Here is a 19907-nt window from a genome sequence, read left to right as displayed (position 1 = left end):
CGGATCATGGAGTCACCGCAGAGCCAGGGGCAGACCGCACCCGGAGCCTTCTCCGCCTTCGCGCGCTTCGTGCTCTGCGGCGGCGGGATGGGAGTCGCCTCCAGCTTCGCCGTGGCGGGCCTCGCGGCCTGGGTTCCCTGGATCGTCGCCAACGCACTGATCACCGCGGCTTCCACCCTTCTCGCCACCGAGCTGCACGCCCGCTTCACCTTCGGCGCGGGAGCCCGTGCGACCTGGCGCCAGCATGTGCAGTCGGCCGGCTCGGCGGCTGCCGCATACGTGGTGACCTGCGCGGCGATGTTCATGCTGCACCAGCTGGCGGCGGCGCCCGGCGCGGTGCTCGAACAGACCGTCTACCTGTCGGCCTCCGCGCTCGCGGGTGCCGCGCGGTTCGCGGTGCTGCGCCTCGTCGTCTTCGCGCGCACCCGCACACAGCCCACCACCGCCTCGGTCACCACCACACCCGCCCCCAGGCCCCTGCCCCGGACCTCGGCCGCCGCCGAGCCGACGGCGCTCTGCCACGCCGCTTGACCGTCCGGCCGGGCGGGGCGCCGGGCGCCCCGCCCGGCGCCGGCCCCGCAGTCAGACGAGGGCCGCGACCAGCAGGGTGAAGGCGGCGACGATGACGGCGACGCGGACGTAGTGGTAGCGGTCCCAGCGGTTCGCCTGCTCCTTCCAGTCGGCGGGCCGGTTCTCCGGGGTCCACGTCTTGCCCCGGTTGTTGATCGGGACGAGCACCAGCAGCGACATGATCACGCTGAGCAGCAGCAGTCCGCCGGCGGTGACCGTGAGGCCGGCGCCGCCCTGGTTCCGGCCGGCGATGGACCAGATCACGACAAGGACGAGAGAACCGATGTACCAGAACGGCATCACGGCGCCGAGCATCCGGCCGCCGTGGGCGCGGCCGAGTTGACCACTGTCCTCGGGCAGGGCGTCGAAGATCCGGTTGATGACGAAGGCCACGGAGAACTCCACCCCCACCATCAGGCCGACGACCACGGTGGTGAACACCTCGAGTGCGTTGAGCATGATGACTCCTCCACAAATCTAGCGGCGCTAGAAGATGAGGCAACGCTAGAGCTATCACCGCTCACTTGTCTAGCGGTGCTAGAATCGAGCCATGTCGGTACAGGAACGCAAGCAGCGCGAACGGGCGGAACGCGAGCGCCTCATCGTGGCGAGGGCCCGCGAACTCGCCGAGCAGCAGGGCTGGGAGGCGGTCACCACCCGCCGGCTCGCCGAGTCCATCGAGTACAGCCAGCCCGTTCTCTACAGCCACTTCCGCGGCAAGCGCGAGATCATCGGCGCCGTGGCCCTCCAGGGCGCCACCGAACTGGCCGCGGCGGTGCGGGCCGCGGCCTCCGACGCGAACGGTCCACGCGAGCGGGTCGCCGCCCTGGCCCGCGCCTACCTCGACTTCGCCGAACGCCATCCGGCGGTCTACGACGCCATCTTCCAGCTCGACGGCGGTCTCGCGTACGCACAGGAGGACACCCCGGAACCGCTCAAGGACGCTTTCGCCGCGCTGCTGGAGTGCCTCGGCGAGGTCGCCGGGGACGGCGTCCACCCGGGGCTCTTCACCGAGACGTTCTGGGCGTCCCTGCACGGGCTGGCGACGCTGACCCGAGCGGGACGGCTGCCCCCGGGGGACACCGGGCCGAGGGTGGAACTGCTGGTGAACCGGCTCACCGTGGTCTGACACACCGCCCGGGCCGGCGCGCGGAACTGGGCGCCAGGCTGGCCGGCTTCACCGAGGAGTGGAACAGCGGATCCCCCGCCCGCAGGCAGGCCGCGCTCCGGAAGCTCGACGCCTACGCCGATGTGCCGGCCGGAGCTCCCGAGCGGATTCGCGCCGGTGTGAAGGACCCGGCCTTCCTGGCGCAGACCAAGCCGTGGCTGGACGCCCTCGACCTGTGGGGCAGCTCGCTGAACGCCACCCTGGCCGGACTGCGGGACCGGCTGCACGAGGGCGACGGCCAGGCGGAGTTCGCCGAGGCGGCCGACCTGGCGAAGCGGGCCGCCGCGATCACCACCATCCCGGGGACGACCCGGCCGCAGGGAACGATCAAGGTGGCCGACGGGGTCCTGGACACGTTCATCGAGCAGGCGCCGACGCTGCGACACCCGCCCCGGGCGCCGAAACGCGGCGCCCGGGGCCGTTCTCACGACCGGGCAGCCAGTTCGCAGAGCGCGTCAGCAGCGTCCGGCCGGGACGGGTGACCCCGCCCACACCACCCGGACTCAGTAGGGCAGACCCTCGGAGGCCGCGCGCAGAGCGACCAGGATGCAGGTGGCGATCTCGCTGCCCGCCGCCTCGGGCTCTTCCGCGTACCGGCGGGCGAAGTCCTCCGACGCCGCTCGCAGGGCCCCGTTGAGGGTGGCCGCGTGCACCCTGGTCCGCAGGTCGTCGGCGCTGCCGTCGGACCGCTCGGCGAGGAGCTGGGCGAGGACGGGGAGGGCCTCGTCGTGGGCCTGGAGCCAGACGGCGCGCAGCGCCGGGTCGGTGGTGGTCATGCGGATCAGGTCGAGGATGACCGGGGCCACGGCGGGAAGTTCACCGGCCCGCAGTGATCGCGTGATGAAGTCCAGCAGGCCCATGTCCGCCGGCCAGTGGCGCAGTTGGGCGACGGCGAAATCGAGCCCGGCGGAGAGCAGCGGCAGGACGCAGCTCTCCTTGGTGGGGAAGTGGCGCCACAGGGTGCGCGAGGAGATGCCGACGGCGGCGGCGATCTGTTCGCCCGTGGTGCCGGTGACACCCTGTGCGGCGAACAGGCGGACGGCTTCGGCGGCGATCTCGAAGCGGAGCGCCTCTTTGCGCCGTTCGGCGAGCGACGGCCTGGCTTCCGGTCGAACTACTCCCGCGTATACCGCCGTTGGCGCTTCGCGCACCTTCGCCCCCTCCGGCCTCCGTCTGTCGTCGCAGCATAGCGAGCCCCGTGGAAATGACGTACGCAGACGTCTTGTCTCTCAGTGACACACAGACCTACGCTGCCGTAAGTGACCAGCGAGTAACCGCGCTGCTTCACTCCTCTTTTGGCATGCGCGCGTCATCACGCTGCACCCGTCATCGCATCAAGTCCGGTCAACACCAACGCAATCCGCCCCGCCCGTGCCACTCGCATGGTCGGCCGACCGGACGGCACCCCGCCCCCACCCGAGGAGACGCACATGCCCACTCCCAGCAGGCGCGCCCTGCTCACCGGCACGGCCGGGCTCGCAGCCGCGAGCGTTCTCCCCACGGCCGCCGCGCCGGCGGCATCCGCATCCTCCCGGGTGGGACTGGCCCGGGAGGAACACCGGGCCGTCATCATCGGCTCGGGCTTCGGCGGCGGCGTGGCCGCACTGCGGCTGGCACAGGCCGGCGTGCCGGTCACCGTGCTGGAACGGGGCCGACGCTGGCCGACCGGTCCGAACGCGGAGACCTTCCCCCGCGTCTCCGGCCTCGACAAACGGGCACTCTGGTACGGAACCCTCCCCGCGGCCGTCCGCCCGCTCGCCCAGCTCATCGGTACCCCGCTGAACTTCGGGCCGTACGCGGGACTGCTGGAGCCGGTGCTCGGGGAGAACATCCTGGGCGTCTGCGCGGCCGGAGTCGGCGGCGGCTCCCTCGTCTACCAGGGCATGACGCTGCAACCGTCCGAAGCGGTCTTCGACACCTGGCTGCCCCAGGATCTCGGCTACCGGCGCATGAACGAGATCCACTACCCGCGCGTCGCCGCCATGCTCCGCACGGCTCCGGCGCCGGACGAACTGGTCGGCTCCCGCACGTACTACGCCGCCCGGGTCTTCGCCGAGCGGGTGCGCCGGGCCGCGTACGGCCTGGAGAAGATCCCGATGCCCATCGACTGGGACTACGCCCTGGCCGAGCTGCGCGGTGAGATGAAGGCGTCCTACACGAACGGGGACTGCGCACTCGGCGTCAACAACGGCGGCAAGCACTCCGTCGACGTGACCTACATCCGCGAGGCCGAGGCGACCGGGAGAGTGACGGTCGAGACCCACCACAACGTCACCTCCGTGGCACGGGCAGCGGACGGCCGCTGGGAGGTGCACGTCGACCGGACCGACGACACGGGCCGGGTCCTGGAGCAGAAGATCCTCACCACCCGCGCCCTGATCATGGCCGCGGGCAGCATCAACACCAGCAAGCTCCTCGTCCGCGCGGGAGCGACCGGCGCCATCCCCGACCTGCCCGACGGACTCGGAGAGGGCTGGGGAACCAACGGCGACCGCATATACGCCTGGACCAACCTCCAGGAGGACTTCGGGGCCGAGCAGGGCGGCCCGGTCGTCTACGGCAGCAAGGCGTGGGACGACCCTCGCACCGCGAACACCGTCATCCAGGCGTCGCTTCCCCCGCTCGGCCTCAACTCCCGTACGACCATGCTGGTCGGCTTCGGGGTGAGCGCCGACCGCGGCCGGTTCCGCTACGACGCCGCGACCGACTCCGTGTCGCTGCACTGGCCCCTCGGCGGAGACGCCACCAGCCACCGCGCCATCCGGGGCCGCGTCACCAGGGTCGCGAAGGGGATCGGCGTACTCACCGACACCAACGCGCTGGTCAACAGCACCTGGCACCCGCTGGGCGGCGCCCCGATGGGCACCGTCTGCGACCTGGAGGGACGTGTCCGGGGCCAGCGCGGTCTCTACGTCCTCGACGGCGCCCTGATCCCCGGCACCACCGGCGCCTGCAACCCCTCGATGACCATCGCCGCCGTGGCCGAACGGGCCATGGACCACATCACCGCCACCGACATCGACACCATCATCTGAGCGACGAACGAGGAGCACACCATGAGCCGCAAGAGAGCCCGTTCCCGTTCTACTCTCCCGGCACCCGCCGGGACCACGGGCCGTGGCGAGAGGATCGGTCGGCGTCTGCTGGCCGGCGTCGTGGCCGCCGGCACCGTCTGTGCCGGCCTGTCGGCCGTACCGGCGTCCGCCGCCACGCCGGAGCCCGTCGTCTCCCGTGGGGTCACCATCCCCGCGTTCTACACCCCGCCGACCCAGCTTCCGGCGACGAACGGCGCGCTGATACGCACCGAGGCCCTGCCGCTCGGACTGAGTATCCCCGGCCTGGACGGCCGCCCGATGCCCGGCACCGCGACCCGTCTGATGTACAGGTCGACCGACTCGGCCGGCCTGCCGGTCGCCGTCACCGGCGCGTACATCGAGCCCACGGCCGCCTGGAAGGGCACCGGGCCGCGCCCCCTGGTCGCGCTGGCGTCGGGAACCATGGGCCAGGGCGACCAGTGCGCCCCGTCCTTCGCCCTTCAGCACCCGCTCACCCTCAGCGGCGACACGGTGTCCGTGGGGTACGAGGCACTGGCGATCTACCGCCTCCTGTCCACCGGGGCGGCCGTCGTCGTCACCGACTACGTCGGCCTCGGCGCCACGGACCGCCTGCACACCTACGTCAACCGCCTCGACCAGGCCCACGCCCTGCTCGACGCCGCCCGCGCCGCCCGCTCCGTACCCGGAGCGTCGATCACCGCGGCCTCCCGCACCGGCCTGTACGGGTACAGCCAGGGCGGCGGAGCCAGCGCCGCCGCCGCCGAACTCCAGCCCTCCTACGCCCCCGACGTCCCGCTCGCCGGCACCTACGCGGGCGCACCCCCGGCCGATCTGACCTCGGTCATGAAGGGCATCGACGGCAGTGCTCTCGCCGGCGCGCTCGCCTGGTCCATCAGCGGATTCGCCCAGGCCGACCCCGACCTGCGCGCGGTCGTCGACGCGAACATCAGCGCGACCGGAAAGGCCGCGCTGGCGGACGCGTCGACCATGTGCGTCGGCGACGCGCTCTTCGGCTACGGCTTCACCAAGAGCAACAAGTGGACCACCAGCGGAAAGTCCATCGGCGACATCATCGCCGCCGACCCCCGGGCGAAGGCCGCCCTGGACAAGCAGCTCATCGGCACACTGAAGCCGGCCGGACCCGTGCGGCTGGCAACGGGCGTCCAGGACGACATCGTTCCCCACTCCCAGGCCCGAAAGCTCGCCGTCGACTGGTGCAAGAAGGGCGCGAACGTCACCTACGACGCCATCGTGCTGCCGAACCTCGGCGACAAGATCCTCACCAACCACCTCGTGCCGCTCATCACCGACCAGGGAGACGCCGTCTCCTGGCTGACCGACCGCCTCGCAGGCAAGGCCGCCGACTCCAACTGCTGGACGATGCCCCTCCAGCCCTGACCCCACCTGTCCCACGCGGATCACCCCGCGCCCGCTGGGCCGTCCCGGCGGGCGCGGCGTGATCGTGAGGGCAGGGCCGGCCGGGGCGGATACGGCGGAGTCGCAGCGATACGGAACGGACCCGGGTCGAGTGCGGTGACCAGCCATGATCTTGCTAAACGGCGGGCCCCGCCATATCGTACGGAGTGCGAAACGGCGGGCCCCGCCGTTTTGCGTGTCCGATCCGCGAGGAGCAGCAACCATGCCCAGCAGCAATATCGTCCTGGTCACCGGCGCCACCGGCCAGCAAGGTGGAGCCACGGCTCGCGCACTACTGGCCGCCGAGGTGCCCGTACGTGCGCTCGTACGCGATCCGGGATCGAAGCCCGCCCGGGCTATCGAGGCACTGGGCGCCGAACTGGTGCGGGCAGATCTTTCCGACCGGGCTTCCCTCGAACCGGCGGTCGAGGGAGTCCGCGCGGTGTTCTCGGTACAGACGCCGCCGATGACCGGGACCAGCGTGGACTTCGCGGGCGAACTCGCCCAGGCCACCCACCTGGTGGACGCGGCGAAGGCGGCGGGGGTACAGCAGTTCATACAGTCCTCGACCAGTGGAGTCGGCGCACACACCAGGGCCGCCGGCTGGGCCGAGGGCCGGTGGGCGGCGCTGGCGGACTACTTCCACACCAAGGAGGCGATCCTGGAGAAGGTGCGTCGTGCGGGTTTCGCCCGCTGGACGGTGATCAAGCCCGCCTTCTTCATGGAGAACCTGCCCCAGCTGGCACCCAAGGGGCCCCACGGCGGACTGCTGACAGTACTGAAGCCGGACACCGAACTCGCCCTGGTGGCCGTGCGGGACATCGGCACGGCCGCCGCGCACACCGTCCTGGACCCCGCCCGGTTCCACCAGGTGGAACTTGAACTGGCAGGTGACCTGCGCACGATGAAGGAGATCGCGCGGACCTTGTCCGCCGCCTGGGGAGTGCCCGTGACCGCGCCCTCCATGACCGTGGAAGAGGCTCTTGGCGCGGGGATGCCCGCATGGGGAGCGGGACATGAGTGGAACAACGCGGTCCTCCAGCCCGCCCGACCCGCATTCGCCCGGGAGCTGGGCCTCCCGCTCACCACCTTCGCCGAATGGGCGGATGAGGAGTTGACACCGGTGTCCGGCCAGGGGCATCCGGCGCCGTGACCTTCGGCAGCGCCGGCCAGGTCGGACAGGTCGGACAGGTCGGACAGGTCGGACAGGAACGAAAGCGGGGAGTGGCTTCCCCGGCATTCCCGCCGCGGTGGTCGACCGACCTCCGCATTCCGGACCAGTACGTCGTGACCCTCTCCGTCGATCACGGCTGAGGCGCGCCTCACCTCGTCGTCGGTGCTCCGGGCCAGGAGCGCCGGTCCGGCGCGGTCCCGGGGACCGCGCCGGACCGGCTTCGCTCCACGGTCGAGTCAGGCGTCCAGGACTGCCAGGGCATCGATCTCCACGAGCAGTCCCGGCGGGAGCTGCATGTAGACGGTGGTGCGGGCGGGGAAGGGTTCGCCGACAGCCTCCGCGTACGCCTCGTTCAGCTCGGGCAGGTGGGCGGGGTCGGTGAGGTGGACGCGGAGCATCACGACGTCCTCCGGCCCGGCGCCGGCCGCTTCGAGTACGGCGGTGACGTTGCGCAGGGTCTGCGCGGTCTGCTCGGCGACCGTGGTGCCGACGACCGCGCCGGTGGCCGGGTCGAACGGGAGCTGCCCGGAGACCTGCACGATCGGGCCCTTGCGGATGCCCTGGGACAGCGGGGCCGGCAGGGCGGGTGCGTTCTCGGTGGTGACGACGGTTCTTGTCATGGTGTGTCCTTGACGGAAGGGTGCACGGGGCAATCTGTGCAAGGGGTCAGGCCCAGGCCTGTCGTTCCTGGCCGCGGGGATCGTCGACCTGGGTCCACTCGGCGTCGATGCGCAGAGTGGTCCGGCGTGTGGTGTCGTACTGGTCCCAGCCGGGGCTGCCGGTCCTGGCGAAGCGGACCCAGGCCTCGTGCGTGCGGGCGGCGAGGTCCGCGGGAGGCTTGTCGGGGCCGAGCAGGGCACTCTCACCCTCCAGCTGCGGCAGGTCCGCGAGGTCGAAGACGAAGGGGAGCTCCATCGCGTGGGTGGCACCGAGGTCTCCGCCCAGGGCATGGGAGCGCCAGGCGAACTCGTAGCTGTACGTGGCGGACCGGGGGTGCGCGGCGTGTGCGTCGGCCAGGGCCCAGCTGCCCGCGCCGAACAGCGCGTCGCCCATGATGGCCGACCGCAGTTCACCGAAGGACGCCTCCGGGCGGGTGTCGCGGTACGTCTCCACGAGCTGCGCGGGCTTCGGGTGCGCGCGCGCCGCGGTGTCGTCGACGTCCCTCGCGGTCGAGGTGGCGTACTTGTCCACGGGGACCAGGTAGAGATTTCCCTCCTCGGTGTTGGTGCCGACGAGCAGGTCGACACCGGCGCTCAGGCCGGCGGCGACGGATACGGCGGGCTGCGTGTCGAGCACCAGGCTGAAGGGGCTGAGGCCGATCAGCGGGTCGTGGTGGGTGGGGGTGTGCAGGTCGATGCCCGCGAGCTCGGAGGCTGCCGCCACCAGGCGCTCGTCGGAGATGGCTGCGAAGGCGTCGACGTGCGGCTCGATGCCCAGCTCCTCGGCGGTGGCCCTGGTGACACGGGCGGCCTGCTCGGAGGTGAACGCGCCCAGCCCGCTGCCGCTCTGCACGATCGCCCGACGGAACAGGCCCGCCGCCTCGGGGGTGGCGAGGACGCCGCCGACGACCGTCGCCCCGGCAGACTGGCCGAACAGGGTGACATTGCCCGGGTCACCGCCGAAGGCGGCGATGTTCTCCCGCACCCAGCGCAGCGCGGCGACGACATCGAGCAGGCCGCGGTTGGCGGGCGCCCCGGGGACGTCGAGGAACCCGGCTATCCCCAGCCGGTAGTTGAGCGTGACCAGGACGACACCGTCCCGGGCGAACGCGGAGCCGTCGTACAGCGCGGACCGCGTCGAACCGGCGACGAAACCGCCGCCGTGGACGAACACCATCACCGGCAGGTCACCCTCACCGGCCGCGGGCTGGAAGACGTTGACGGTGAGGAAGTCCTCGCCGCGGCTCCAGCCGGCTCCGAAGTAGGGGGCCATGTCGATGCTGCCGAGCTTGCGCTCGGACTGCGGGGCGTTGGGGCCGGGCGCGGTGGCGTCCCGTACGCCGTCCCAGGGCTCGTGCGGCCGCGGCGGGGCGAACCGGCCGGCGCCCAGGGGAGGAGCGGCGTAGGGGATGTTGAGAAAGGTGGCGGTGCCGTCGTCCTGACGGAGCCCGCGGACTGCTCCCTGTGCGGTGGTGACGACGGGGTCGGGTCGGTTGCTCACAGCTGTGCCTTTCGGGGGTTGTCAGCCCTGCTCGGTGTACGGGGCGAAGGGCGCCCAGCCCTTGATGTCGAAGGTGGTGCCGTTACGCGCGATCTCGGCGGCACCGTGACCACCCAGGTGTGCGGGGATCAGAAGCGCGTTGTTGTCGGCCGCCCAGCCCAGCACCTTGCGACGGGTGGCGCGGGCGCCCGCGGGGTCCTCGCAGAAACAGCTGTTGGCGTCCGGTTCGACGATCTGCACCGGGTTGTGCAGCATGTCACCGACGAACACCGCGCGGTCGGTCCCGGAGCTGAGGGTCAGCACGGAGGAGCCGGGGGTGTGTCCGGGAGCCGCGTCCAGGCGCAGGTCGGCGTCGATCCGGTGGCTGTTCTCCCACAGCAGTGTCTGGCCGGCCTGGTGCACCGGGGCCACGCTGTCCTCGAAGACGTTCTGGTTGCCGCGGCCGAGCAGCGGCTGATGGCCGTTCGCCGGGTTCCAGAAGTCGAAGTCGTCCTTCGGCATCAGGTATGTGGCGTTGGGGAAGGTGGGAACCCACTGCCGCCCGTCCAGGTATGTGTTCCAGCCGACGTGGTCGACGTGGAGATGCGTGTTGATCACGATGTCCACGTCTTCGGGCTGGACACCGGCCCGGGCGAGGTTGGCCAGGAAGTCCGTCTCCAGGTGGCTCCAGACCGGCGAGTACGGGCGCTCCTTGTGGTTGCCCACACCGGTGTCGACAAGGATGGTCCTGCCGCCGCTGCGCAACAGCCAGGTCTGGATCGCGGAATTCACGACGTTCGTCTCGGCATCAAGGAAATGCGGGGCCAGCCAGTGAACGCCGTCCTTCCACACCTCCTGTGAGCTTTCCGGGATGAAAGCGTGAGGCTCCATTTCGACGGAACCGTAATATTCCCGGATTCGAGTGATGGAGACATTGCCGAGCGTGATCTGTTCCATGGGGCTTCCCTGAGGATTCGGAGGCATGACCAGAACGGTAGGAGGGCCCCGGCGGGCGCGGTATCCGTCAGGTGACTGCACCCGTGTGCCGTACGGCTCCGGCCAAGGCTCTTCCTCTTGCGAGCGCGGGGAAAGGAAAGGCGGCTCGCCGTCGCGAGTTCGACTCCCGGATACCTGCCTCGCCGCGTTCAGGAGACGGCAGCCGGATTCGTACTCCCGCTTTTCGGCCGTACCGTGTGCGGTGGCCGTCACGGCCTCTCACACGGGGTACCAACACTCTCGGAAGGAACCACGGTGGTGCGCCCGAGGTCCGGGACGAGCGGGTCCAGGGCGCACACAAGCGCGGTCAACGTCGCGTCGAGGCGATCGATGTGCAACAGCAGGCGATGCTCCGGCGACAGCTGGCCGCGGCTGCCACGCCATTCCTCCGAGAGCAGGGACAGCGCCCCGACGACTCCGGGACGTGCCGTGCGAGAGGAGATCACCGGTCGGTGACCGGTGACACGGATCAGGTGGGCCACGGTCTCGCGCGCACGGTCGGCCGCGGCAGCGAAACGGGGGGCGCACTCCGGGACATGGCCCGCTGGGAGACGCTCAGCCACGGCAGCCAGGCTCCGTGCGTGGTACGCACCGGCCTCAAGAAGTTCCAGCAGGTGGCGGGCGTGATGACGTCGGGCGCGCTGCGGATTGAGCGGATGGGTGAGCGGCAGACATGCCTCGCGGAGGGACTCCAGTGCCTGGTCGAGGTCGTGTGCCGCGCGGACCCAGCTGCGGAAGCTGGTCTGCGCGGGCCTGGGTGAACTGGGACAGCAGGAACGCCATGAAACCGAAGATCCCCAGGCCAAGCCCTCGTGGACCGAACCGACGGGCCTGAACGGCGAGGTGGATCACCACCAGGGAGATCAGCTTGGCTGCCGTCGGGTACGGCGTCAGCCAAGCTCCGGCGGCCAGGGACGCGAGAGAGAGCGGAGCGCCGAGCCCGAGGGTGATGAGCTGGTTGCGCGGATGCAGGTCGCTGATCGCCAGTGACGTCGACATCGCGGTGAAACCGGCAACCACCAGCGCCGTCTCGGGTGCGCGCAGCGCTGCCAGCACGGCCAGGGCCCCGGCTGAGCCGAGCACGGCGTGCATCGCGGAGGTCAGGCGCATGAGCCCGGGGTCAGAGGCGGCGAAGCGGTCCCACAACGATGCCGTTGCCCTTGCCACCATGGTGATCTCCGTAGGTCCTTTCGCGGGGGCACGGCCGCGAGAGGTTCTCGGTGCTCTGGCCGGCCACCGCCCGCCGCGCCAGTCTCAGTGCGCGAGGGCTCCGTCCGGTATCCGTCAGGTGACTGCTCTCGGACGGGTCCGGGACCACTCCTGCGGACATTGCCGCGATTCCCCCGCGCGCTACTGTCTGGGGGTGATCTCGATTTCTTGGAGCATCCGTGGAAAACGATGAAAGGGCTCGTGGGGACCAGCGCTCGACGCGGAATTCCGGTCCGGCGGTGGTGGGCAGAGAAACCGAGACCGCGGACATCGTCCGGCGTGCGGGCGCCGGCCGGTCCCACAGCGACGTCCTGATCGTCACGGGTGATCCCGGTGCCGGAAAGAGCACCCTGCTCGGCCTAGCGGCCGATCGCGCACGGGGCTCGGGTGGCCGGGTGCTGCGGACGGTGGGGAGCGAATCCGAGACGCACCTCGGATTCGCCGGTCTTCATCAGATGCTGCGCCCGGTACTCAGTGAAGCCGAGGGCCTGCCGTCGCGGCAGCGCTCCGCACTCCGTGCCGTCCTGGGAATCGAAGAGTGTGGGGAGACTCCCGACGCGATGCTCGTCGGTCTTGCGGTTCTGACCTTGTTGTCGGACCTGGCGGAAACGGCCCCGCTGCTGGTGGTGGTCGACGACGCCCAGTGGATCGACCGCGGATCACTGGACGTTCTCGCCTTCGTGGCGCGACGCATGGACAGTGAGCCCGTCACGCTGCTGATCGGAGTCCGCGCCACGGACGCGCTGCCCGGCTTCGACAAGGGATACGAACGGATCGAACTCGGCCCGCTGGACGCGGGGGCGGCCAACCGGCTGCTGGACCAGCAGCCCACTCCCCCCACCGGCAGAACCCGGGTGCGGATTCTCGAGGAGGCGGCCGGCAATCCGCTGGCCCTGGTGGAACTCGCCCACGCCACCGCGATCCGGCACCCCGAGGGCAGTGGCGTGGAAGGCCCGCTGCCGGTCACCGACCGGCTGGAGCGGATCTTCGCGGGGCAGGCGGCGGACCTGCCGGAGCCGACCCGCCGCATCCTGCTGCTGCTCGCGGCCGCCGACGCGGCGGACGCCCGGGCGGCTGCCGTGGGACTCCCGGAGGCGGACGACGAGGCATGGGTACCCGCGGACCGGGCCGGTCTCGTACGCCAGGACGGGTCCGGGATCTCCTTCCGTCACCCGCTCGTCCGCTCCGCCGTCTACCAGGCCGCGTCGTTCGAGGAACGCCGCCGGGCTCACCTCGCCCTCGCGGAGTTGCTGCGCGAGGAGCCTGACCGCCGAGCCTGGCACCTCGCCGCCGCGACCATACGCCCCGACCAGGACGTGTCGGCCGCCCTGCAGCAGACGGCCGACCGGGCCCGGCGCCGGGGTGGCTTCGCGGCCGCTGCCGCGGCCCAGGAGCGCGCCGCGGAACTCAGCCCGCGCCGCGAGGACCGGGCGCGTCTCCTGACCGAAGCCGCTGCCACCGCCGTTTTCACCGGTCAACTCGGCTGGGTGGAGCACCTGGCCGCCGCGGTCCTGGAGTGCACCGGCGACCAGGCGCTGCTGGACAGGGCCGCTCTGGCCACCGGACAGCTCATGTCCCTGGGCCCCCGTCACACAGCGGCCTTCGCCCTTCTCATCCGTGTCGCCGACGAGGCGGCGGACGCCCGGTCGCCCCTCCTGCTCGACGCGCTGGCCGCGGCTGCGGTGGTGCGTTACTACTCGGGCGACGAGTCCCAGCATCGACAGATCCAGGGCCTGCTCCCACGCGTGCCCGACCATGCCGCCGGAGCGGCCCTGCACGCCTGGGTACTGGCCGTCTCCGACCCCAGCAGCGCAGGAGCCTTCCTCGCTCCGGCGCTTCCTGGGCTCATCGCCGAGGCCAAGGGCGACGCCGGTCGCCTGACCGCGCTGGCCATCGTCGCCTGGCTGCTCGACCAGACCACGCTCGCCGCCAGGACCTTCGACGAGGCATTCGACCAGTGGCAGGCTCGTGGACCTCTCCCGGACGGACTGGGAAGCGCGGCCGGCTGGACCCGCCTGGAGCAGGGCAGATGGGCCCAGGCCCGCTCGGTGGCGGCCGACATCGCGGCCATGGCGTCGTCGGCCGGACTCGACCACGCCGAGGCGTGTGCTCACACACTCGACGCCACGGTGCTCGCGCTGCTCGGCGAGCCGGCCGACGCGCGGCGGAGAGCCGAGCAGGCGCTGACACTCGTCGACCCACTGGAAAGCAAGTCCGTCGCGGTATTCGCGCGTCGGGCCCTGGGCCTGGCGGCGGTGGCCGAGGGCGACTACGACACTGCCTACACGCAGTTCCGCTCCGCGTTCACCGACGAGGGCGACCCGGTCCACTACCACGTCTCCTACACCCTCCTGGCCGAACTCGCTGCGGCGGCCGTCCGCCGAGGCCGGCGGGAGGACGCCGCCGAACTACTGGAACGATCGGCGCGGCGCCTGGGTACGGGCATGTCGGCGCGGCTCACCGCGCTGCTCGGCCGAGGCCGCGCCCTGGTCGCCGAACCGGAGCACGCGGAACCGTACTTCCGGGCGGCGCTGGCGGACGATGCAGGTGAGCAGTGGCCGTTCGAGCGGGCGCAGACACGGCTGGACTACGGTGAGTGGCTCCGGAGGCGGCGGCGCATCGCCGAGGCCCGCCCGCTGCTGACCACGGCACTCGACACCTTCCAGCGGCTTGGCGCACGGCCATGGGTCGAGCGGGCGAAGGCAGAACTGCGAGCCGCCGGCATCGAGGCCGCCGACAGCGTGGTGCCCGGTGCCTTCACCGAACTCAGCCCTCAACAGCAACAGATCGTCCAGCTCGCGGCCCGCGGCCTGACGAACCGTGAGATCGGGGAGAAACTGTTCCTCTCCCCGCGCACGGTCGGCTCCCACCTCTACCGGGTGTTCCCCAAACTGGGCATCACCGCCCGCTCACAGCTCCGCGACGTGGCCGGCTGAGCGGGTCTCGGCGAGGCGAATGCCGGGGTTTCGGAGCCGGGGGCCGAAGACGGTCGGGCTGCGCCAACCGAGGCTGGCGCAGCCCGCGTTGTCGTACAGGTTCAGTGCGACGCGAAGGCGAGGAACGTCGCCCACTGCTCCGCGTCGAAGCTCAGCATGGCCCGAGCTTTGTTCTTCGAGTCGCGGACGTGGACCGAACCGACGGCGCTCGCCACCTCCACGCACTCGCCTCCCTCGCCGCTGCTGTAGCTGCTCTTGAACCAAGCCGATTCCGGCACGATCCGCACAGACTCTTCGACGTTCATGTCTCTCCCAGCAGCTTCTCGATGACGGCCAGCGATTCGCGCGGAGTGAGGGCCTGCGCCCTGAGAAGCCCGTACTGCTCCTCGATCTCCCGCACCGAGTTCCGATCCGTATGAAGGCGGCTGTCCTTGAGCACCTCCACGTAGGCGATCCTCCGTCCTTCCCTCGTCTCGATCAAGGTGAACGGACCCGCCAAGCCAGCGTGGTCCTCACGCTCTGTTGGCATCACCTGGATCGCCACGTTGCGGCGATGTCCCACGAGCAGCAGGTGCTCCAACTGCCCTCGCATCACGTCCCGCCCGCCCAGGGGGCGACGCAGCACAGACTCCTCAATCACGAAGCTGATGGTTGGCATCGGCGTGCGCGAGAAGATCTCATGCCTGGCCAGTCGGGCCGCGACGCGTTCCTCAACGATCGCCTCATCCAGCAGGGGCCGCCGCATCGCGAACACCGCCCGCGCGTACTCCTCCGTCTGCAACAGCCCCGGCACCGCCTGCACCGCGTACACATGCAGCTCCACCGCCTCCTTCTCCAGCTTCGCCGCACCCCGGAAGAACGCCGGGTACTGAGCCCTCGCGACCTCCTCCTTCATCTCCTTCAAGATGCCGCGCGCACCCAGCAGCTCATCCGCCTGGTCGATGAACTTCGGCGGCGGGATTCGCCGCCCCTGCTCGTACGCCGCGATGGTCGCCGCCGAGTACCCCGTCCTCGCCCCGAACTCCGCCCGGTCCAGGCCCGCCCACTCCCGGAACCGCTTCAGCTGTCGCCCGAACACCTGAAGGATGCCCGTCGCCCCCTGCTCGGCCTCGTATCCGGCTTCCACTTCCCGATCGTCCATGATCCGCGCCTCCCGCACCCAACGCCCCGGCCGTCCCGCCGGTCACGCTCCTCATCGCCGACACCCTCCGCACCAACGCATACAGCCCACACGCGTCCGCGCGTCACTCCTGGTCAACGGTACTCACGCAACGCCACCGTTGGCGGCATGAAGTCCACAACTCACCCCACCAAGCCCGCCCACGAACTCCGCTCCCCCGGCCAGGAGTTCGACATGCGCTTCACCTCCACCCCCCGCGGTGCCCGGCTCGCCCGGCGCCTCGTCTCGCACCGGCTCCACGAATGGGGCCACCCGTACGACACGACCGCCAACGACACCGTCACCCTCATCGCCGCCGAGCTCGCCGCGAACGCCGTACGCCACGGCCACGTCCCCGGCCGGGACTTCCGCCTCCGGCTCACCGCCGTCACGGGGTCCGACGCCACGACCCTCCGCATCGAGGTCACCGACACCCGTACCGAGCGGATTCCTGTCCTCTCCTCCCCCGCACCGGACGCCGAGGCCGGCCGTGGCCTTCTCCTCGTGGCGGCCCTCGCGACCCGCTGGGGCACCACGCCCCGCACCGCCGCCCCCGGCAAGACCGTCTGGGCCGAGGTGGACGTCCGAGCTCTTCTCCCTTGACCGCGGTTTCACTCTGTATTACTCTCACTCCAGAGAGAAAATAGACAGAGGAGAAACCGTGAACCTCCCCCCTTCCGGCGTCAGCCTCCACACCCTCATCTCGCGCGGGCTCCTGCGCCCCGGTGCCACCCTCCACTGGACGCGCCCGCAGTCCGGCGAGACGCACACCGCCTTCCTGCTCGCGGACGGCACCCTCGCCCTCATCGACGGGACGCGCCACACCACACCCTCAGGGGCCGCCAGTCACGTCGTCGGACGCCCCGAGAACGGCTGGGACGCATGGAAGACAGCGAACGGGAAGGCCATTTCCACGCTCCGATACGGGCTGACCGTGTAACCCGCCCACCTCGGCTCCCCCTCTCCGGCAAGGTCGAGGTAGACTCTCCAGAGAGAAAATAGTGGAAAGAGGTCCTTCTCGATGGACAGGGAGATCCAGGTCGACGAAGAGGTGTACGCCCAGCTCCAGGAGAGGGCCGAGCCGTTCGTGGACTCGCCGAACACGGTTCTGCGGCGACTGCTCGGCTTGTCCGACAAGGGCGGCGCCAGCGCCTCCAAGGGCAAACGCGTCGTCCGCGTGAAGCGCGGAGCTCTCCGTCCACTGATCGAGGAAGGCAAGCTCGCCGCGGGCCAGTCCCTCGTGTGGAAGCGCCGCAACCACGGCGACGCCTTCCACGCGACCGTTCTGGCCGACGGCCGGCTGGAGCTGGACCACGACGGTTCGCGCCACGGGACGCCGTCCGCCGCCGCCGCCGGTGTCGCCGGTTACCCGGTCAACGGATGGACGGTCTGGGAAACCGAGGACGGAACCGCCCTCTCCACGCTCCGGAGCTAGGCACGATTCGCTCTCGGCGATTTCGCCGGCACGGTGGGCTGGGCGGGGGACTCTCTCGTCACCAGGCCGTCAGGAAACCGCGTCAACCAGCCCCTGGTGAATGCGTACCCGCCGTGGACGGGTACCAGCGGCTGAGCCGTTACGGCTGCTCGTACAACCAACCGGCCCTCTTGTCTGTCTTGTTCGGCGACGTCTGACCACCTCGGCGCCGAACAGGAATGAATGACTTGATGAACCCAGCCAGACGCACGACCGCCACCGCCTTGGCTCTGGCCACGGCAGGCGGAGTGCTCTACACCACCGCCGTGCCTGCTTCTGCGGCGGTGAACTGCACTTCCCCCGTCTTCACACGGCAGTTCTTCGCGAACACAACGTTCTCGGGCACGCCGAAGAAGACGGACTGCGATTCCACGATCGACCAGAACTGGGGCAGTGGGGCCCCCGTTTCCGGCGTGCCCTCCAACAACTTCGGGGTGCGCTGGTCGGTGACGCGCGACTTCGGCTCCGGTGGCCCCTTCACGTTCACGGCATCCGCCCTGGACGGAATGCGCGTCTACGTCGACGGTGTCCGCAAGATCGACGTATGGAGGAACGTCTCCGCCACCGTCAAGAAGACGGTCAACGTGACGATTCCCGCGGGCAAGCACACGATCCGCTTCGACTTCGTCAACTGGACGGGTTCCGCGAGTGTCAGGTTCGCCTATACGCCGCGTACCTCCGCCGCCTACGACAAGGTCAAGCCCCTCATCCCGACGGGCATGACCGTCTCGTACAACTCCGCCACCGGCGCCGCCAAGCTCACCTGGACCAGGAGCAAGGAGATGGACCTGGCGAGTTACAGGGTCTACCGCCGGCTGAAGGGCGCGCCGTACGGCAAGCAGCTCGCGACGACCACCGCGACGTCGTACACCGACAGCGCGTTGCCCAGGAGCGGAGCGGCCTACTACTACGAGGTTCGGGCCGTCGACAAGGCGGGCAATGTCTCCGGCGGCACCCCCGACAAGCTCGTCACCACCGTCGACAGGACGCCGCCCGCCGCGCCCTTCGTCGAATGGGACGCCTGCCCGGCCGACCAGCCCTACGCGGCGCCGCAGCTGGTCACCACCGCGCAGAACGCCGCCGACATCGCCCGGTACGAGATGCAGCGGCTCGACGCCACCACGAACCGCTGGATCACCGTTTACTCCGGCACCAAGGGGGCGATCTGCGACACCGGCTACCCGGCCGACGGCAGCAAGGTCACCTACCGGGGGCGGGCCCAGGACGCCGCCGGGAACTGGTCGGCGTACTCGGCCGCCACGACCTTCACCACCCCCGACCTGACCCCGCCCGCCGCCGTCACGGGGCTCCGCACCGAGTACCGGTCGGGCGTTCCGCATCTCGTGTGGTCGCCCGTCACCGGGGCCGCCTCCTACCAGGTCCTCCAGTACGACCCGGCGACCGGCGGCTACACCGACGCTCTTCCCGAGAAGGGCACCACCACCCTGACCGACGTGGTGCCGCTCCAGTCGGCCGCCGTCGCCGACAGCTACCGGTACGCGGTGCGCTCACTGGACGCCAAGGGCAACCCTGCCGCGCCGGTGGAGATCACTCTGAGGATGGCCGACCGGCCGGAGGCGATCCCCGCGTTCAAGACCACTGCCGACAGGTTCGACGAGGGCGTGATGGTCGCGTGGAGCAGCGTCGACCCGTGGACCGTCGACGAGCAGCCCCTTCCCACGTACAAGATCATCCGGACCGACACCGCGACCGGCGAGACCGACATCGTGGACCGGTGCAAGCCGAACAGCTCGGTGGACCAGCCGCTGGATGACCCGGACACGTACTGGACCTGGGCGGACGCCGACGCTCCTCTGTCCGCCCGCAAGCAGGTCAACGGCACCTGCTGGGATGTCCAGGGCAAGTCGGAGACGACGTACGAGTACCGAGTCGTGACGACCGACCGGTACGGACATGTGTCGAAGGCGGGCCCGTCCGCCACGGAGACCACCCCGGACACGCGGCGTCCTGCCCCGGTCCAGGACCTGACTGCGGAGCGTGTCCCGCTCGGCGTCCGGCTGACGTGGACGCCGCCCGCCGATGCGGACGTCACCGGTTACCACGTATGGCAGGGCGTCATCGACGCGGAGAGCGGTGAGACGGTCTGGAAGGAGAACTGCTGGTCCGGCAGCTCCCTGGCCGGGACCGAGATCCTCTGCCCGACGGTTGCCGACGGTGCCACCCACGTCTACAAGGTGGCGGCCACGGACGACCGGCTCATGCACGACGACGAGGCGCTCGACGTACTCCACCCCGCAGAGGTCTCGGTCACCCTGCCTGACACCCGCCCGCCGGGCTGGACGGAGTCCGAGGTCCGTGAGGGTCAGTACCCGGAGCTGTACGTAGGCTGCTCCGAGAGCTCCGGGCTCGGGGACTGTTCCCGGTTCGCGAGCTACCGCGTGGAGCGCTGGGACCCTGCCACCGCCGCCTACGTCGCCCTGGCGGAGGGCACCATGGGTGACACGTCGTTCTACATGGACACCACGGTGCACGAGGACCTGCTCGGCCTGTACTACTACCGCGTCGTACGGCTCGACGCCTCGGGCGCCGAGGCGGAGACCCGATCGACGGCGTACGGCATCTGGGACTCCTGGCTCTGACCGGACGTGG

Annotated in this window: 19 protein-coding genes; 12 read left to right on the top strand and 7 right to left on the bottom strand. The window is 70.6% G+C overall.

What is annotated here, in order from left to right:
- The first annotated feature begins 6 nt into the window (after positions 1-6).
- Positions 7-531: a hypothetical protein gene (locus ACWCQM_RS24200; RefSeq protein ID WP_450917239.1), complete on the top strand. Its 525-nt coding sequence runs from the start codon at positions 7-9 to the stop codon at positions 529-531.
- 51 nt (positions 532-582) lie between these two features.
- Here the strand turns inward: ACWCQM_RS24200 and ACWCQM_RS24195 are convergent, their stop codons facing one another.
- Complete coding sequence (locus ACWCQM_RS24195; RefSeq protein WP_450917238.1) at positions 583-1029, bottom strand: anthrone oxygenase family protein; 447 nt, start codon at positions 1027-1029, stop codon at positions 583-585.
- Positions 1030-1120: 91 nt separating this feature from the next.
- Between ACWCQM_RS24195 and ACWCQM_RS24190 the strand changes: the two genes are divergently transcribed.
- Both ACWCQM_RS24190 and ACWCQM_RS24185 read left to right on the top strand, forming a co-directional pair.
- Positions 1121-1699: a TetR/AcrR family transcriptional regulator gene (locus tag ACWCQM_RS24190; RefSeq protein WP_450917237.1), complete on the top strand. Its 579-nt coding sequence runs from the start codon at positions 1121-1123 to the stop codon at positions 1697-1699.
- Between the two features lie 122 nt (positions 1700-1821).
- Positions 1822-2220, top strand: coding sequence for a hypothetical protein (locus ACWCQM_RS24185; protein WP_450917236.1), 399 nt, complete (start codon positions 1822-1824; stop codon positions 2218-2220).
- A gap of 21 nt (positions 2221-2241) precedes the next feature.
- Here ACWCQM_RS24185 and ACWCQM_RS24180 read toward each other — a convergent pair whose 3' ends face one another.
- Positions 2242-2889 (bottom strand): TetR/AcrR family transcriptional regulator, encoded by a 648-nt coding sequence (locus ACWCQM_RS24180; RefSeq protein ID WP_450917235.1) that lies wholly within the window; start codon positions 2887-2889, stop codon positions 2242-2244.
- Between the two features lie 279 nt (positions 2890-3168).
- On the opposite strand from ACWCQM_RS24180, the gene ACWCQM_RS24175 reads away from it, so the two are divergent.
- The 3 genes from ACWCQM_RS24175 to ACWCQM_RS24165 all read left to right on the top strand — a co-directional run bounded on the left by ACWCQM_RS24175 (position 3169) and on the right by ACWCQM_RS24165 (position 7363).
- Positions 3169-4773 (top strand): GMC oxidoreductase, encoded by a 1605-nt coding sequence (locus tag ACWCQM_RS24175; protein ID WP_450917234.1) that lies wholly within the window; start codon positions 3169-3171, stop codon positions 4771-4773.
- 21 nt (positions 4774-4794) lie between these two features.
- Positions 4795-6192: a lipase family protein gene (locus ACWCQM_RS24170; protein ID WP_450917233.1), complete on the top strand. Its 1398-nt coding sequence runs from the start codon at positions 4795-4797 to the stop codon at positions 6190-6192.
- A 241-nt stretch (positions 6193-6433) separates the two neighbouring features.
- Entirely contained in the window at positions 6434-7363 is a 930-nt protein-coding gene (locus tag ACWCQM_RS24165; RefSeq protein WP_450917232.1) for an NmrA/HSCARG family protein, read from the top strand.
- A gap of 257 nt (positions 7364-7620) precedes the next feature.
- Here ACWCQM_RS24165 and ACWCQM_RS24160 read toward each other — a convergent pair whose 3' ends face one another.
- The 3 genes from ACWCQM_RS24160 to ACWCQM_RS24150 are packed head-to-tail and all read right to left on the bottom strand — an operon-like array spanning position 7621 to position 10480.
- On the bottom strand, positions 7621-8004 hold the full coding sequence (locus ACWCQM_RS24160) for a RidA family protein (protein ID WP_450917231.1): 384 nt from the start codon (positions 8002-8004) through the stop codon (positions 7621-7623).
- Between the two features lie 46 nt (positions 8005-8050).
- On the bottom strand, positions 8051-9544 hold the full coding sequence (locus ACWCQM_RS24155) for a carboxylesterase/lipase family protein (protein ID WP_450917230.1): 1494 nt from the start codon (positions 9542-9544) through the stop codon (positions 8051-8053).
- 21 nt (positions 9545-9565) lie between these two features.
- On the bottom strand, positions 9566-10480 hold the full coding sequence (locus tag ACWCQM_RS24150) for an MBL fold metallo-hydrolase (protein ID WP_450917229.1): 915 nt from the start codon (positions 10478-10480) through the stop codon (positions 9566-9568).
- 491 nt (positions 10481-10971) lie between these two features.
- Here ACWCQM_RS24150 and ACWCQM_RS24145 point away from each other — a divergent pair, with 491 nt between their 5' ends.
- Both ACWCQM_RS24145 and ACWCQM_RS24140 read left to right on the top strand, forming a co-directional pair.
- The gene (locus ACWCQM_RS24145) at positions 10972-11280 is read left to right on the top strand and encodes a hypothetical protein (RefSeq protein ID WP_450917228.1); all 309 of its coding nucleotides are present in this window, start codon (positions 10972-10974) and stop codon (positions 11278-11280) included.
- Between the two features lie 627 nt (positions 11281-11907).
- Complete coding sequence (locus ACWCQM_RS24140) at positions 11908-14664, top strand: AAA family ATPase (RefSeq protein ID WP_450917227.1); 2757 nt, start codon at positions 11908-11910, stop codon at positions 14662-14664.
- Positions 14665-14765: 101 nt separating this feature from the next.
- Here the strand turns inward: ACWCQM_RS24140 and ACWCQM_RS24135 are convergent, their stop codons facing one another.
- Complete coding sequence (locus ACWCQM_RS24135; RefSeq protein WP_450917226.1) at positions 14766-14969, bottom strand: DUF397 domain-containing protein; 204 nt, start codon at positions 14967-14969, stop codon at positions 14766-14768.
- Entirely contained in the window at positions 14966-15805 is an 840-nt protein-coding gene (locus ACWCQM_RS24130; protein WP_450917225.1) for a helix-turn-helix domain-containing protein, read from the bottom strand. The genes ACWCQM_RS24135 and ACWCQM_RS24130 overlap by 4 nt, the downstream gene beginning before the upstream one ends.
- Positions 15806-15952: 147 nt before the next feature.
- Here ACWCQM_RS24130 and ACWCQM_RS24125 point away from each other — a divergent pair, with 147 nt between their 5' ends.
- The 4 genes from ACWCQM_RS24125 to ACWCQM_RS24110 all read left to right on the top strand — a co-directional run bounded on the left by ACWCQM_RS24125 (position 15953) and on the right by ACWCQM_RS24110 (position 19897).
- A complete protein-coding gene (locus tag ACWCQM_RS24125; RefSeq protein WP_450917224.1) occupies positions 15953-16426 on the top strand; it encodes an ATP-binding protein in 474 nt (157 codons plus the stop codon).
- A 58-nt stretch (positions 16427-16484) separates the two neighbouring features.
- Positions 16485-16763, top strand: a complete 279-nt coding sequence (locus ACWCQM_RS24120; RefSeq protein WP_450917223.1) for a DUF4357 domain-containing protein — start codon at positions 16485-16487, stop codon at positions 16761-16763.
- Positions 16764-16844: 81 nt separating this feature from the next.
- Positions 16845-17258, top strand: coding sequence for a restriction system modified-DNA reader domain-containing protein (locus ACWCQM_RS24115; RefSeq protein ID WP_450917222.1), 414 nt, complete (start codon positions 16845-16847; stop codon positions 17256-17258).
- A 230-nt stretch (positions 17259-17488) separates the two neighbouring features.
- Positions 17489-19897, top strand: a complete 2409-nt coding sequence (locus ACWCQM_RS24110) for a PA14 domain-containing protein (RefSeq protein ID WP_450917221.1) — start codon at positions 17489-17491, stop codon at positions 19895-19897.
- Positions 19898-19907: the final 10 nt, after the last annotated feature.

It is taken from the genome of Streptomyces sp. NPDC002125, from assembly GCF_053593715.1.
The sequence above is the reverse complement of the archived record's forward strand: the minus strand, read 5'-3'. Positions and strand labels throughout refer to the sequence as shown.